This is a genomic window from Vibrio sp. MA40-2 (genome assembly GCF_047302445.1).
Classification (GTDB): Bacteria; Pseudomonadota; Gammaproteobacteria; order Enterobacterales; family Vibrionaceae; genus Vibrio.
On the sequence record NZ_CP178628.1, the window covers coordinates 1,560,560 to 1,574,846 of the forward strand.

Below are 14,287 nucleotides of genomic sequence, written 5' to 3' on the forward strand. Positions count from 1 at the left end.
TAGCCCTTGGTTAATATGCCAAGAGCTAGACCCTAAAATAACTTTAGGGCCGGTTGTTAAATACACCATGAGGGGCTCTTAGCCCCTCATTTTTTCTAAGAGAAGAAAATAATGTCAAAAGAATTTAGCCGCACGCAACGCGTGTCGCAGCAATTACAAAAAGAGCTTGCGTTGATTTTACAACGTGAAGTTAGAGATTCACGAATTGGTATGGTGACTATCTCTGACGTTGAAGTATCACGTGACTTAGCGTACGCAAAAGTATTCGTAACGTTTTTATGTGTTGGCGACCAAACACCAGAAACAAGCCTCGCAGCGTTGAAAGAACATGAAACACATGTGCGAATGATGCTAGGCAAACGTATTCGATTGAGGCTCACTCCTGAAGTGCGTTTTACTTATGACAATACTCTTGTTGAAGGTATGCGTATGTCGAATTTAGTCAGTGAAGTAGTTAGTGATGACAAACGTCGTGCTAATGAATCTGGCCGTGTAGAAGGTGAAGAGTAATGGGACGTAGGGGTCGTCGCAAGGGTCGTCCTGTTGATGGGGTCATTTTACTTGATAAGCCGTCAGGCATCACATCTAACGACACGCTGCAAAAAGTAAAGCGAATTTATTTTGCAGAAAAAGCTGGCCATACTGGTGCACTCGATCCATTAGCGACAGGTATGCTGCCTATTTGCTTTGGTGAGGCAACCAAGTTTTCTCAGTTCTTACTCGAATCAGATAAACGTTATAGAGTGATAGCTAAACTTGGTGAAAGAACTAATACATCTGATTCTGATGGCGAAGTTGTACAAACTCGAGAAGTGAAAGTTGATCGCGGTCAACTCGAACGTTGCGTGGCGAAGTTTCGTGGTGAAACCGATCAAATTCCATCCATGTTCTCTGCACTAAAATATCAAGGCAAGCCTTTATACGAATACGCAAGAGAAGGAATCGAAGTACCCAGAGAATCGCGAAAAATCACCGTTTATTCAATCGAGATAATTGGCTTTGAAGGTACAGAAGTTGAGATGGAAGTTCATTGTTCTAAAGGGACATATATACGAACTATTGTTGATGATTTAGGTGAAATGCTGGCTTGTGGTGCACATGTTAGTTATTTACGTCGAACAGGTGTGTCTAATTATCCTTACGAGAAAATGGTGACACTGGAGCAGTTAGAAGCATTACTAGAGAAAGCTCACAACGAGGATATACCTCCGCGTGAACTACTCGATCCACTGCTCATGCCTATGGACTCTGCCGTTCAAGATCTACCTGAAGTGAATTTGATCCCAGAGCTGACTCATATGATACAGCATGGCCAACCAGTACAAGTGTTTGGCGCACCATTAGACGGTATTGTCCGCATGACCAGTGGTGAAGAGCGATTGTTTATTGGGATCGGTGAAATAGATGATGATGGAAGAGTTGCGCCCAAAAGACTGGTCGTTTTTCGGGATGACGTTGTTCAAGGCTAGTGAACAAATGTTCGATGTTAAAATAGCACTTGCGCAATTGTATCTAGCCAAGTAACATACGCGCTCCTCGTGTCGGCTGAATCAGAGATTGGCGGCACACTTTATTTACTTAACTCTTATTTAGGAGAGATTATGTCTCTGAATGCAGAAACAAAAGCAGCTATCGTAGCAGAATATGCACAATCTGAAGGCGATACAGGTTCACCAGAAGTACAAGTAGCACTACTTACTGCTTCTATCAACCACCTTCAAGGTCACTTTGCTAACCACAAACATGACCACCATAGCCGTCGCGGTCTTTTACGTATGGTTTCTAGCCGTCGTAAACTTCTAGATTACCTTAAAGGTAAAAACCTAGAGCGTTACCAAGACCTTATCAAACGTCTAGGCCTACGTCGCTAAGAACAGTTTGTTGAAAAGGGGCTATTTATAGCCCCTTTTTCTTTTTAGTCTAAAATCTTCATAAATTTGCTTTCTTTTCCCTGCTTCTGTCTGCACTTTTTTGCATTTTTCATCTATACTATCGCCCAACTAAGTTTTGCTTAGTTTAAATTTACACTTTATCGAGTATTACAGTCAGCGTAGCCGGCCTTTAGGTTGCGACTAATGAAAGTGAGTTATTTTTGGTAGATCATTTTTATTAGTCGCGATGAGTAATACCGAAAGGTGTATTCTCTATGTGGTTCTGAAAAACAGAATCCAGCTATATTTAAGGAAATATAATGTTCGCGAATCCAGTCGTAAAAACATTCCAATACGGTAATCATACCGTTACTTTAGAAACAGGCGTTATCGCACGTCAAGCAACATCTGCTGTTATGGTAACAATGGATGATACTGCAGTATTTGTATCTGTAGTGGGCAAAAAAGCAGCCGTTGAAGGACAAGACTTTTTCCCTTTAACCGTTAACTACCAAGAGCGTACTTATGCAGCTGGTAAAATCCCTGGTGGCTTCTTTAAGCGTGAAGGTCGCCCTTCTGAAGGTGAAACACTAACTGCTCGTTTAATTGACCGTCCAATTCGTCCACTTTTCCCTGACGAATTCAAAAATGAAGTACAAGTTATCGCAACTGTTGTTTCTGTTAACCCAGACGTACAGCCTGATATCGTAACTATGATCGGTACTTCTGCTGCGTTATCTATTTCTGGTATCCCATTTAATGGTCCTATCGGTTCGGCTCGTGTTGGCCACATTGATGGTCAATTAGTGCTAAACCCGAGCAATACAGAGCTAGAAACATCTAAATTGGATTTGGTTGTTGCTGGTACTGATGGTGCGGTGTTAATGGTTGAATCAGAAGCGGATAATCTTACTGAAGAAGAAATGCTATCTGCTGTTGTATTTGGTCACGATCAACAACAAACCGTTATTACTGCTATTAAAGAATTTGCTGCTGAAGTTGCCACTCCTGCATGGGATTGGGTTGCACCAACTGTTGATGGTGATCTGAAAGCTAAAATTGCTGAATTAGCAGAAGCTCGTTTTACTGAAGCGTACCAAATAACAGAAAAAATGGCGCGTTATGAGCAAGTTGGTGAAATTAAATCTGACGTATTAGCGGCACTAAAAGCTGACAATGAAGAGCTCGACGAGAACGAAGTGAAAAAAATGCTGGGTTCTTTAGAGAAAAACGTCGTACGTGGCCGCATTATTGCCGGTAATCCACGTATTGATGGTCGTGAAAAAGACATGGTTCGTGCCCTTGATGTACGTACAGGCGTTCTTCCACGTACTCACGGTTCTGCTCTGTTTACTCGTGGTGAAACTCAAGCACTGGTTACAGCAACACTTGGCACACAACGTGATGCACAAATTATTGATGAATTAACAGGTGAGAAGAAATCACACTTCCTTCTACACTATAACTTCCCTCCATATTGTGTAGGTGAAACAGGTTTTGTTGGTTCTCCTAAGCGTCGTGAAATTGGTCACGGTAAGCTTGCAAAACGTGGTATTCAAGCAGTTATGCCTTCAGTCGACGATTTCCCATATACGGTTCGTGTCGTATCTGAAATCACAGAATCGAATGGTTCTTCTTCAATGGCTTCTGTGTGTGGTACTTCTTTAGCACTTATGGATGCTGGTGTTCCAATTAAAGCGTCTGTTGCTGGTATTGCAATGGGACTAGTTAAAGAAGGCGACGATTTTGTTGTTCTTTCTGACATCTTGGGCGATGAAGATCACCTAGGTGATATGGACTTTAAAGTTGCAGGTACTAACGAAGGTATCACTGCACTGCAAATGGATATCAAAATTGAAGGTATCACGAAAGAGATCATGCAAATTGCGCTTAACCAAGCACAAGGCGCTCGTAAGCACATTCTTTCGGTAATGGATGAAGCAATCTCAGGTGCACGTACAGAAATTTCTGAGTTTGCTCCTCGTATTCACCAAATGAAGATCAATCCTGAAAAAATCCGTGACGTTATCGGTAAAGGTGGCGCTGTTATTCGTTCTCTTTGTGAAGAAACGGGTACAACCATTGAAATCGAAGATGATGGTACCGTTAAAATTGCAGCCACTTCTGGAGATCAAGCTGAAGATGCGATTAATCGTATTAAAGAGCTAACAGCTGAGGTAGAAGTTGGAACGATTTATACTGGTAAAGTGGCTCGTTTAGCTGACTTTGGTGCTTTTGTAACGATTCTTCCTGGTAAAGATGGATTGGTTCATATTTCTCAAATCGCTGACAAGCGTGTAGAGAAAGTGACAGATTACTTAACCGAAGGGCAAGAAGTTAAAGTTAAAGTACTAGAAATTGACCGTCAAGGTCGTGTGCGTCTAAGTATGAAAGAAGCACAAGATAAGCCAGCCGAAGCACCAGAAGCAGAATAAGTGATATTTTGTAGGTAGGTGCAGTTAGGCTTTGTGATTAAACTTAGGCTTTTCTAGTAAATACCGCCAGAAGCGTGTTATAAAAGGGAGAACATTAATGTTCTCCCTTTTTTACATCTAATGTGTACAAATGGGTGGTCTAGCATATAAGGAGATATGTATCTGTGAAATGGTTACAAATAGCAAGCGTCAGTTTATTACTGGTGCTTTCCGGTTGTGCTACTACGGCAAATGAAGAGCTTCAGTGGGTTTATCCACCAATGGCCGTTCCACTACAAGCAAGTATTCAGCAAGAAGTGCAAATAGCTCGGCTTAATCAATTACTACAACGACCTGATTTAAACGCCGCGACCAAAAGTAAAATGCACTACGAACGAGGCAGTTATTACGACAGTGTAGGGTTACGTGACTTAGCGCGTCTTGATTTTAACCAATCTTTAAACCTCAACCCAGCTCAACCAGATATTTTTAATTTGCTTGGTGTCTATTTTACTCAAATAGGTGAATATGACGCGGCATATGAAGCGTTTGATTCAACTCTAGAGCTTGACCCATATAACGAGTACGCTGAGCGTAATATGGCGATTGCTTTATATTACGGTGGTCGTAATGAGTTAGCTTATCAAGAGATGAAAGCACATTATGAGAGTAACCCAGATGATCCGTTTCGAGCGTTGTGGCTTTATATTATAGAGCGAGAGTTAACCCCGTTAGAAGCAGAACAAAATCTTGAAATGCGTTACGCCAATAAAAATCAAAATTGGGGTTGGGTCTTAGTCGCGATAATGCTGGATGAGGTTAGCGAAGAACAGGCTTTTAAAGCAGTATTGCAGGGGACGCAAGACAATATAACTTTGGCACAACGTTTGACTGAAGTGTATTTTTATTTAGCGAAGCGCTACCAGTTTTCTGAGCAATACGCTGACGCGATCGCACTATATAAACTTGCTTTATCCTTTAATGTTTATGAGTATGTTGAACACCGCTATTCGTTTTTAGAACTTGCTCGTATATACGATGATGTAAAAGCGATCCAACAATCAACAGTAGAAAAAAACACAGAAGCTCTCTAAAAGTATATCGATCTGCAATAAAACGCCGAATATTAATTCGGCGTTTTATTATTTAGATTTTACGGTTAAACCCGAAACCTGCAGTGTGTCAGGTTGATTTTTTGAGCTTATGAGCTCTCCATTCCGGCCAGTTGGTGCCAATATCCGTTACATTGGAAATTAGCTAGTTTTTCTGGATTTTCTCCGTCTTCATTCTGGCGAAATTGGTCTAGCTTAGCGAATGTTTCGACATTAAGCGGGCTTAAACGAACCACGTCGACTAATCCTTTCATGCCTTTAAGTTCATTGATTAAGTTATAGCAATAACCAGATTGCGTCTGAATCCCATTAAGATTGAAAACCGATTGGCCTTCTTGGCTATCGACCTGTAGACCAGTTGGATACTCAATACAGCATGTTTCACATTCGTCTTTTGGTCGATTCTGAGCTCTTGCGGTAAAGCAACGAGCGGAATAGGCTAATGGGAGATAGCCGTGACTGAATACCTCTATTTCGAATTGTCCTTTAATTCCGAGCTCATCACATTGCATCATGGTTTTCTGCAACCATTGCTTAGAAAGCTCTACTGGCATGCACCAACGTATCATGCCTTTCTGTAAGAATAATTTAAGAGTATGGGCATTATATGTATTAACGGCAGCACCAACGACAAATGGAACCTTGTGTTCATGGGCGAGTTGAATCGCTGATACATCATTGGCTTCAATAAAAAACTCGCCATTATTTATGTATCTTTTCATCATATTGACTTCGCTTGGTGCTTCTAGCAAAGCCATTGTCGACAACACTACTTGCTTGCCACTTGCAGCAAGATCTTTGGCTAGACTTAACCAATCGTTTGGCTTCATTAACCTTCTTTTTGAGCAGACGGTTTCACCGAGGTAAATTATGTCGGCATTTGAAGATTTGGCTTGCTCATAAAATTTTTCAACATCCTGTTTAGGCCAAAAATAGAGTATTGGGCCTAGCGCATATTTCATCTCATTAGACATACTTATCTCCGCCAGTTACTGCCATTTACGGTGGTAAGCACCGAGTGTTGTTTGTGTTCCTTCTGAAACGTTAGCGAGTGCTTTATTCCAACACTCGTCAACATGATAGGTTTCAGGGGTGCTTTGGTAACTATCGATAGCTGCTCGCCAGGTTCGAGTGACCTGTTCAACATAAGCAGGGCTGCGTTGACGGCCTTCTATTTTTACCGACGCGACATTGGCAGAAAAAAGATCAGGTAACATCGATAAAGTATTCAAGCTGATTGGTTCTTCTAATGCGTGATATCGCTTAATATCGCCATCTAGTTTTACATCAAATCGACCTTTGCATAAGGTTGGATAACCTGCATTTTCACCTTCAGCATACCGATCAATTAGGATTTCATTCAAACGCGACTCCAAACCATCGTTCGTCTCTTGCCAGCGGACATATTTAGCGGGTGAACAAGCACCAACGGTATTGGGTGATTCCCCCGTCATATAAGAGGAAAGGTAGCAACGTCCTTCTGCCATGATACATAAACTGCCAAATGCAAAGACCTCTAATTCAACATTTTTATCAATGGTTCGAGAAAGTTGCTTAACTTGATGAATCGAAAGAACGCGCGGTAAAACGACCCTCTTTATATTAAAATTTTGCTGATAGAAATGGATGGCAGCCACATTAGTCGCCGATGCTTGTACCGATAAATGCAGTTCTAAATCTGGATACTTGGTTGCTGCGTACTCCAATATGGCAATATCGGCAATAATGAGCGCGTCTACGCCCATTGCTACCGCATTATCTACCGCTTTTGTCCAACGATTAAATCCATCCGGGTGTGCGAAAGTGTTCAATGCGACATGAAGTTTTTTATTATGATCACGAATATACTGTATTGCTCGGTCTAGTTTTTTACCTGTAAAATTTAGACCTGCAAAGTGTCGCGCATTAGTGTCATCTTTGAATCCGATGTAGACAGCATCTGCTCCACAATCGACCGCCGTTTTTAATGCAGGTAAATTGCCTGCGGGGCAAAGTAATTCCATTAGATCTACCCAATTGTTATTGATGTTTGCATTCTATGGGCTAACGGAATGGGTAGATTTGATATGAGGCAGGTTTATTTTAATCTGCAGCGAATAATCACGCGTTTATATGATTATTTCATCATTAACATTAATTTTTATGCCTTTTGTTCTGGGCCAATAGTTCTTCTATATCTTGTTTAGGTTGCGGCCGATAAAAATGAAATCCTTGAATTGTATGGCAGTTCAAATTAGACAGTAGAGTGGCTTGTTGTCTTGTTTCTACCCCTTCTGCGACTACAGTTAGATCTAAAGAACGACCTAAATTAATGATATTTTCTATAACCGTCACCTGCTTTGGCAGTTTATCGATATCGTTAATAAACGCCCGGTCTATTTTTAGTTCATCAATAGGAAAGCGTGCTAAATAGGAAAGAGAAGAGTAACCAGTACCAAAATCGTCAATTGATAAAGAAAAGCCAAGATTTTTAATCGCCTTAAGCATTTGTAATGTGTGCTCACTATCGCTCATCACGGCACTTTCAGTCAATTCAAATGTAATGCAGTTTGGATCAAGTTCGGTTGTGCGAAGTTGTTTCTCCATATAATCGATAAGTTTAGGGTTGCCAAATTGTTCTGGAGATAGGTTTATCGCAACACGTCCAGGAAGGATACCTTGAATTTTCCAACGTTTAACAGTGGCAAATACTTCTCGCATTACCACTCGTCCCAGATGTTCTATCAAGCCTGCTTTTTCCGCAACCGGTATAAAGGCCGCAGGGCTAATATAACCTTCAATAGGGTGCTTCCAGCGAATCAATGCTTCAGCTCCGTTAATGCTAAAGTCGCGAGCGTTTACTTTAGGTTGATACCACACTTCCAATCCATTTTGCTGCAGTGCTTTTTGCAGTTCAATTTCTAGCCAAAGGCGCATGCGAGCTTCTTTGTTCATCTGATCATGATATTTTATCAGTCGATTTCGACCACGATCTTTAGCTTCGTACATGGCTGTGTCGGCATTTTGTAACAAGATACGGGCGTCATTACCATCGTCAGGAAACATAACGCTACCAATTGAACAAGCCAGACGTTTACTAAAATGGTGCAGATCAAAAGGTTGATTAATGATGGATATTATTTTTTCAGCTAATGACTCTGTAGTTCGATTGTGTTCTGGTTCCGGTAAAATAATACCAAATTCATCCCCGCCTAAATGACCTAATATTGCTTGAGAAGGTAGCAAACGTTGTAAGCGTGATGAGACTTCTTTTATTACTTTATCGCCAATATGATGCCCTAGAGAGTCATTAATGTTCTTGAAGTTATCAATGTCGAGATAAAGCATGATCAGTGGTATTTCATTGTCGATAAAATGTTCAAGACGTCGTGTAAATCCGTAGCGATTGTAGAGCTTGGTTAAAGAATCGTAATGGGTATCATGCTTGTCATCGATCGAACCAGAGTCGCTAACGTCAGCGTCTTCGATAATGATAATAATGGACTGGGTACCTAAATTGGTGGTATGAGTTGCACGTAAACGAACTTTTCTTTCAATACCACATCGAGCACTGGTTAAACAGATGAGAGGCTCATTAAGTAACATAGAACTAAAGGATTCATTGAATACAGTTTTAGTACTCTCGTCTAAAAATAAGCGATGAATTTGTTCGCCTAATATACTTTCAACATCAGAAAAACCGAGTAACCTTAGTGCAATAGGGTTGGTTGAAATAATGGTTTCGTTTTCAACTAATAAAAACCCGTCAGGTAACAATCCCGTTAACATGGAAAATTTCACTTCAGACTCTTCTAATGAACGAGTCAGAATTTGTTTCTCTGAAGTGTCATTTGCGTGAAAAGAGATGAATTCAACTTCTCCATCGAGGATGACCGGAGAAACACTGAAGTGCAAACTGGTATCGTGTTCGTTGTCATTTAAAGTAACTTCAGTCTCAACGTATTCGCCAGTGAATGCACGGTCGTAGAAAAGTTTAAGTGTTGCATAAAAATGGTCGCCTAGAATGATGGTATCGTTCAGGCCTATTAGGTCATCTTTAGACATGCCGGCAATTTCACAATACCGTTCGTTAACGCTAACGTAATTATGCTCTTTATCGAGAACGGCAAAGAGAAATGGACTGGAATCTGTCAGTTTTGAAAACCAGTGCTGTAACTGCTTTTTTGGCATTAAGTTTCTACCGCTTTTACATTGAGCAATTGAATGAATAGCATTCATTTTAATTGAGATTATTATTAACTATAACTGCGAAACAAGCGAGATAAAAGAGATCACAGCATCACAAGTACTTTTTATGACACATAACAGGAATTCTGAGGCGATATCTATTATCATAGCTTGATTGATTCAATAAAGTATCGGAATACCCTAGTGTTAAACAAGCTTCGAACCAAAATAGTTGAAAATTCAGCGCAAATTTTGAGACCTTCAGTCCATTTTTTACCGTCAGCCATACAGAATAAAATATTACTAGAAGCGCTAAGGCATGTTTTCCATGAAGCATTGGAGGATGGTGATTTTGCGTTTTTACAAGAAAATTGGTTAAAAATTACTATTATTGACCTAGATTTACAGTGGTTTATTAGTTATCAAAATGAAAAATTGCTTGTTAGTAAAAAAGAAGAAAAAGAACAAGTCAGTTTTTCAGGAAAATTAAATGATCTAGTGTTAATTGCTGGTCGAAAAGAAGACCCTGATACATTGTTCTTTCAAAGAAGGTTGAGCATTGAAGGTGATACTGAGCTTGGGTTAGAAATTAAGAATTTAATGGATAGCGTTGATCTTGATGCATTACCTAAACCACTTACATTACTTTTAAATGAACTGGCTGATTTTGTTTATAAAGGGTTACATCATGAAAAAAATCAGAATGGAATAGTTAATGCTTATTAGAACTGAAGCACCTGCGGATATACTACCAATTGATGCTCTACTGAAATCTGCTTTTGAAACAGAAGCCGAAGCGAGCCTTGTGATGAGTCTACGCGAGAATAGCCGTTTTACACTGTCACTCGTTGCCTGTACGGATGAAGGCAAGTTGATTGGATACGCATTGTTTACTCCGGTCTCATTGAATGGTGAACATTTTGGCTGGCAAGGACTGGCACCTATAGCGGTTAAACAAGAGTTTCGTCGTCAAGGGATAGCAGGGAAGATGATTAAACAAGGGCTAGATTCATTGTACGAATTTGGCTATCTAGGTTGTGCAGTATTGGGCGATCCGGAGTTTTATTCTCGCTTTGGTTTTATTGATGCCACAGAATTTGGTATGCACTCTAGCTGGGATGTTCCTCAAGGCGTTTTCCGTGTGAGAGAGTTAACGGAGAATGAGTTTGCTGGTAAACAGGGTTTACTAGAATATAGCCCTGAGTTTTCTGAACTTTAAGCCTGTTATGAAAGAACCTAATACTGATATTCAATATTTAGCCGAAATGGGGATTCAACACTGGCGCTTATCACATCCTGCAAGACTGACGGGGGTTGAAGTTGCTGAATTTTTATTACCTGAATCTTGCCTGTTATTACTGGTTTCTCCGGTAAAACCAAGCGGCGATATAGTGATTATGTTTAATAACGTATTGAAAAGTATGCAATTAAGTATACATCAATCAATGCATGTTTTTCCTGAACAATTGTCCAAACTTGGCGAGAATCAGCTGCAATGGATTTGGTTTGCTGGTTGCGATCCAATAAATAATATAGATGTTACTGTTAAGACCTTAACCAGTCCGCTTTTATCTCAAATAGAAGGGAATAAACAGCATCGTCGAGATTTATGGCAACAAATATGTGCTTATGAACAATCGAATTAAACCGTTAGAAGATGTGTTTTTACAAGACGTATGGCGAATAGAGCAAGTCGCTCATAGCCATCCATGGAAACAGTCTATGATTAACGACGTGAATAGCCGTGGAGCATGTCATTATGTTTTAGTTAATGAAGACAGGGTTGTTGGTTATTTTTACGCTCAAAACATTGTAGGGGAAGTGACTTTGCTCAATCTTGCCGTGGATCCACAACAGCAAGGCAAAGGGTTTGGCAAAATACTTATTGAATACTTTTTATCTATTTGTGAACAGAAAAAAGCGGAAAGTGCTTGGTTAGAGGTACGTGAAAGCAATCATAAAGCGCATCGCTTATACGAATCGATAGGTTTCAATGAAGTGGACCGACGTCACAATTACTACCCAGCAAAGAAGGGAAAAGAGGACGCGATTATTATGAGTTATTTGTTTTTTTAATCAAACCTGATTTTTTCTTGGTGAACCCAAACTGCAGCTTCAACTCGAGAACGTAGCTGCAGTTTTTTTAAAACACTTTTTACATGAACTTTGACGGTACTTTCTGATATTGATAGTTTATTTGCTATCATTTTATTGGATAAACCTAGTGCAATATTTTTTAATATTTCTTGTTCACGTACACTTAATATGCCTATAGCAACATGAGTCATTTTGTTCTTTTTCGTTTCTCGCAAATTACCCACTAAAATGGATGTAAGCTCAGGGCTGATTACTGTTTTACCAAGACATGCATTTTCAATCGACAGCAATAACTCTTCTGGTTCCATATCTTTTAGAAGATAACCATCAGCACCTAATTTGATTGCTTTGGATACATCATCATTACAATTAGATACCGTGAAGATCACCACTTTGCTGCAGACACCTTTATCTCGTAATAATTTCAATGTTTTTAAACCATCGAATTCGGGCATATTGATATCTAAAAGTATTAGATCGGGTTCGTAATCCAATGCATATTGCACCCCATCATGACCATTATTTGCCTCTGCTACAACGGTTAAATGTTTTTTAGTATTTAGTAATTGTTTGATCCCATTTCTTAACATAGGGTGATCATCAATCAATAATATAGTGGCGGCATCTGTATTTGTGAAATTATGTTTATTGGCCATTTTCATTCTCGATTTAAGATAGGAAAAGTAAGATAAAACTGTGTCCCTTGGTTTGGTGACGATACAATATTCCATTCACCTGATAGTGATTGAGCTCTATCTTCAATTATTTTTAACCCATAATGGGAATTCTCTTCATACGATGAAAAACCGCATCCATCATCATTAACAAATAATGAAATTTCGTGTCCATTAACACTCAAATTAACTTCTACTTTTGATGCTTCAGCATGCTTATAGACGTTATTTAGTATTTCTCTAATGATTTGTAGTAAATGTATGGATTGATGTGTGGATATTGTATTAGCCGGTATATCATATTTAAAATTAATAATTAAATTAAGCTTGTCATTATATTCTGATATGGTTTTTTCTAACGCTGGCATAAAGCCAAGCCCATCTATTTTTAGTCTGAAAGTTGTTAATAGCTCTCTCAGTTGACTATAAGCACTATTGACTTCATTACGCATTTCTTGAATGATTTTTTCTTGTTCGGAATGAAGGTTGTCTTTATTCATTTGTAGAATACTAATTTTAATCTTTAAGCAGGACAAAGACTGAGCGATAGAATCGTGTAGTTCACGAGCAATAGTATTGCGTTCTGTTAAAAGAGATAATTGCTGCTGTTGTTGGTCTTTATAATATATAGATAAGGCTTGAGTGAGCAGATCTGAAAAGGCAATGAATAACTGCTGTTCATCATGATGTAATGGATTATTTGCATCCGCATACAGTTCAATTTTTCCATAGTGTTGGTTAGAGTCGTGCAAATCTCGCGTAGTCTTAACTAGATTTTTATTAGTGGTTAAATTTTCATCAAAACAAAGGTAACAGTTTGATCTTTTACAAAATTGTGGCCTTTTATTTGAGCCGAATTGAAATTCTTGTATTTGATCACTTTCTTGATAGTCTAAAATTACAATATTTATTTTTTGTATGTCAGTTAACACCATGAGCTCTTTTACTAATGGTGATAATCTGTCACAACTGTATTTCTCCATATTGAAAGTTTGACATGTCCTATAAAGAAAATCTAAATACTTATTTTGTTTGTTAAGTTTTTCTGTTTTATGTTGAACTACTTTTTCTAAATTTATGTACATGTTTTTCAGACTATCGGACATCAAATTTATTGACTCCCCAAGCTGATTCATTTCATCTTTATTTATGTTTGTTATGAATTTTTTATCAAAATTACCATTTTGAATGGATTTAGATATATCCAGTAATTTTTTCCATGGAATAAATAATCTTATTCTTAAATTAATTATAGTTGTTATACCGAAAAGGATCATAATAAAAATAAACGAGTATTGTATGTTTCTTAATCTATTGATGCTTTTTTCTGTATTTACTGTGGTTTTATCAATTAATGTGTTAAGTAACTCTATAAACTTCCCTGATATTATTTTTGTATCCAGATTATTATAATTATCCGGTATGGTTTTTATTTTTTCATTGAAAAAATTTAGAGTTGTTAGGTAGTCCTTGTTTAATTTGTTGTTATTAACATGGTTTTCAAAAGAAGGAAGGACAAGTTTTTTTTCTATGGAATAGATTGATTTTAACGATGCATTTTCATCATTTATATAAGCGATGAGTTTGTAAGTTTCCATTCTTATTGAACCAATTTGATTGACTAAATTGGTTCGACCTTGGATGTTTTCTGATATTTGTAAAGAAATCAGCATTCCTAATATTGATATACTGCATAATATCAATATTAGGAATGTGATTTTATGCGTAATTGACAACCTGTACCAAATATAACGGCTCACTATCAATTACCCTTTAAAATTACAATTTATGCATTATAACTCATTATAAAAACGACTAAATACTCCTTGAGGGGTAGTACTAAATAGTTTTTACTTTTTGAAAAATTTAATAATTATTAATATTCTGATTAATCAATAAGATAAGGATTACGTAATAATTATAAATGGTTAGATAACTAATTTCTGGTCGTT

At 38.3% G+C, this 14,287-nt stretch carries 14 protein-coding genes; 9 read left to right on the forward strand and 5 right to left on the reverse strand.

What is annotated here, in order from left to right:
- Positions 1–111: 111 nt before the first annotated feature.
- The 5 genes from rbfA (at position 112) to nlpI (ending at position 5,379) form a co-directional block, all read left to right on the forward strand.
- Positions 112–510 (forward strand): 30S ribosome-binding factor RbfA, encoded by a 399-nt coding sequence (rbfA, locus tag ACLKML_RS14725; protein WP_413283830.1) that lies wholly within the window; start codon positions 112–114, stop codon positions 508–510.
- Positions 510–1,469: a tRNA pseudouridine(55) synthase TruB gene (gene truB, locus ACLKML_RS14730; protein ID WP_413283831.1), complete on the forward strand. Its 960-nt coding sequence runs from the start codon at positions 510–512 to the stop codon at positions 1,467–1,469. The genes rbfA and truB overlap by 1 nt, the downstream gene beginning before the upstream one ends.
- A 132-nt stretch (positions 1,470–1,601) precedes the next feature.
- A complete protein-coding gene (gene rpsO / locus ACLKML_RS14735; protein ID WP_317718539.1) occupies positions 1,602–1,871 on the forward strand; it encodes a 30S ribosomal protein S15 in 270 nt (89 codons plus the stop codon).
- A 320-nt stretch (positions 1,872–2,191) separates the two neighbouring features.
- Positions 2,192–4,306, forward strand: a complete 2,115-nt coding sequence (pnp, locus tag ACLKML_RS14740; protein ID WP_413283832.1) for a polyribonucleotide nucleotidyltransferase — start codon at positions 2,192–2,194, stop codon at positions 4,304–4,306.
- Positions 4,307–4,470: 164 nt separating this feature from the next.
- Positions 4,471–5,379 (forward strand): lipoprotein NlpI, encoded by a 909-nt coding sequence (nlpI, locus tag ACLKML_RS14745; protein WP_413283833.1) that lies wholly within the window; start codon positions 4,471–4,473, stop codon positions 5,377–5,379.
- A 107-nt stretch (positions 5,380–5,486) separates the two neighbouring features.
- Here nlpI and ACLKML_RS14750 read toward each other — a convergent pair whose 3' ends face one another.
- From ACLKML_RS14750 to ACLKML_RS14760, 3 genes are all read right to left on the reverse strand, one after another.
- On the reverse strand, positions 5,487–6,359 hold the full coding sequence (locus tag ACLKML_RS14750) for a U32 family peptidase (protein ID WP_413285895.1): 873 nt from the start codon (positions 6,357–6,359) through the stop codon (positions 5,487–5,489).
- 27 nt (positions 6,360–6,386) lie between these two features.
- Complete coding sequence (gene ubiU / locus ACLKML_RS14755) at positions 6,387–7,400, reverse strand: ubiquinone anaerobic biosynthesis protein UbiU (protein WP_413283834.1); 1,014 nt, start codon at positions 7,398–7,400, stop codon at positions 6,387–6,389.
- A gap of 130 nt (positions 7,401–7,530) precedes the next feature.
- Positions 7,531–9,567 carry an EAL domain-containing protein gene (locus ACLKML_RS14760; RefSeq protein ID WP_413283835.1) on the reverse strand — a complete coding sequence of 679 codons (2,037 nt, stop codon included), beginning with the start codon at positions 9,565–9,567 and terminating at the stop codon, positions 7,531–7,533.
- A gap of 201 nt (positions 9,568–9,768) precedes the next feature.
- Here ACLKML_RS14760 and ubiT point away from each other — a divergent pair, with 201 nt between their 5' ends.
- From ubiT to rimI, 4 genes are read left to right on the forward strand one after another with little or no spacing between them, the layout of a single operon-like run.
- Complete coding sequence (gene ubiT / locus ACLKML_RS14765) at positions 9,769–10,290, forward strand: ubiquinone anaerobic biosynthesis accessory factor UbiT (RefSeq protein WP_413283836.1); 522 nt, start codon at positions 9,769–9,771, stop codon at positions 10,288–10,290.
- Positions 10,280–10,783 (forward strand): GNAT family N-acetyltransferase, encoded by a 504-nt coding sequence (locus ACLKML_RS14770; protein ID WP_413283837.1) that lies wholly within the window; start codon positions 10,280–10,282, stop codon positions 10,781–10,783. Before ubiT ends, ACLKML_RS14770 begins: the two co-directional genes overlap by 11 nt.
- 7 nt (positions 10,784–10,790) lie before the next feature.
- The gene (locus ACLKML_RS14775) at positions 10,791–11,210 is read left to right on the forward strand and encodes a DNA polymerase III subunit psi (protein ID WP_413283838.1); all 420 of its coding nucleotides are present in this window, start codon (positions 10,791–10,793) and stop codon (positions 11,208–11,210) included.
- Positions 11,194–11,640 (forward strand): ribosomal protein S18-alanine N-acetyltransferase, encoded by a 447-nt coding sequence (rimI, locus tag ACLKML_RS14780; RefSeq protein WP_413283839.1) that lies wholly within the window; start codon positions 11,194–11,196, stop codon positions 11,638–11,640. Before ACLKML_RS14775 ends, rimI begins: the two co-directional genes overlap by 17 nt.
- On the opposite strand, the gene narL is transcribed toward rimI, so the two are convergent.
- Positions 11,637–12,317, reverse strand: coding sequence for a two-component system response regulator NarL (gene narL, locus ACLKML_RS14785; protein WP_413283840.1), 681 nt, complete (start codon positions 12,315–12,317; stop codon positions 11,637–11,639). The genes rimI and narL overlap by 4 nt on opposite strands.
- 2 nt (positions 12,318–12,319) lie before the next feature.
- Positions 12,320–13,933, reverse strand: coding sequence for a histidine kinase (locus tag ACLKML_RS14790; RefSeq protein ID WP_413283841.1), 1,614 nt, complete (start codon positions 13,931–13,933; stop codon positions 12,320–12,322).
- Between the last annotated feature and the right edge of the window lie 354 nt (positions 13,934–14,287).

What these genes read in the sequence shown, in the direction of transcription:
- rbfA (WP_413283830.1), top strand. Translation starts at nt 112, where the DNA reads ATGTCAAAAGAATTTAGCCGCACGCAACGCGTGTCGCAGCAATTACAA.
- truB (WP_413283831.1), top strand. Translation starts at nt 510, where the DNA reads ATGGGACGTAGGGGTCGTCGCAAGGGTCGTCCTGTTGATGGGGTCATT.
- rpsO (WP_317718539.1), top strand. Translation starts at nt 1,602, where the DNA reads ATGTCTCTGAATGCAGAAACAAAAGCAGCTATCGTAGCAGAATATGCA.
- pnp (WP_413283832.1), top strand. Translation starts at nt 2,192, where the DNA reads ATGTTCGCGAATCCAGTCGTAAAAACATTCCAATACGGTAATCATACC.
- ACLKML_RS14750 (WP_413285895.1), bottom strand. Translation starts at nt 6,359, where the DNA reads ATGAAATATGCGCTAGGCCCAATACTCTATTTTTGGCCTAAACAGGAT.
- ubiU (WP_413283834.1), bottom strand. Translation starts at nt 7,400, where the DNA reads ATGGAATTACTTTGCCCCGCAGGCAATTTACCTGCATTAAAAACGGCG.
- ACLKML_RS14760 (WP_413283835.1), bottom strand. Translation starts at nt 9,567, where the DNA reads ATGCCAAAAAAGCAGTTACAGCACTGGTTTTCAAAACTGACAGATTCC.
- ACLKML_RS14770 (WP_413283837.1), top strand. Translation starts at nt 10,280, where the DNA reads ATGCTTATTAGAACTGAAGCACCTGCGGATATACTACCAATTGATGCT.
- ACLKML_RS14775 (WP_413283838.1), top strand. Translation starts at nt 10,791, where the DNA reads ATGAAAGAACCTAATACTGATATTCAATATTTAGCCGAAATGGGGATT.
- rimI (WP_413283839.1), top strand. Translation starts at nt 11,194, where the DNA reads ATGAACAATCGAATTAAACCGTTAGAAGATGTGTTTTTACAAGACGTA.
- narL (WP_413283840.1), bottom strand. Translation starts at nt 12,317, where the DNA reads ATGGCCAATAAACATAATTTCACAAATACAGATGCCGCCACTATATTA.
- ACLKML_RS14790 (WP_413283841.1), bottom strand. Translation starts at nt 13,933, where the DNA reads ATGGAAACTTACAAACTCATCGCTTATATAAATGATGAAAATGCATCG.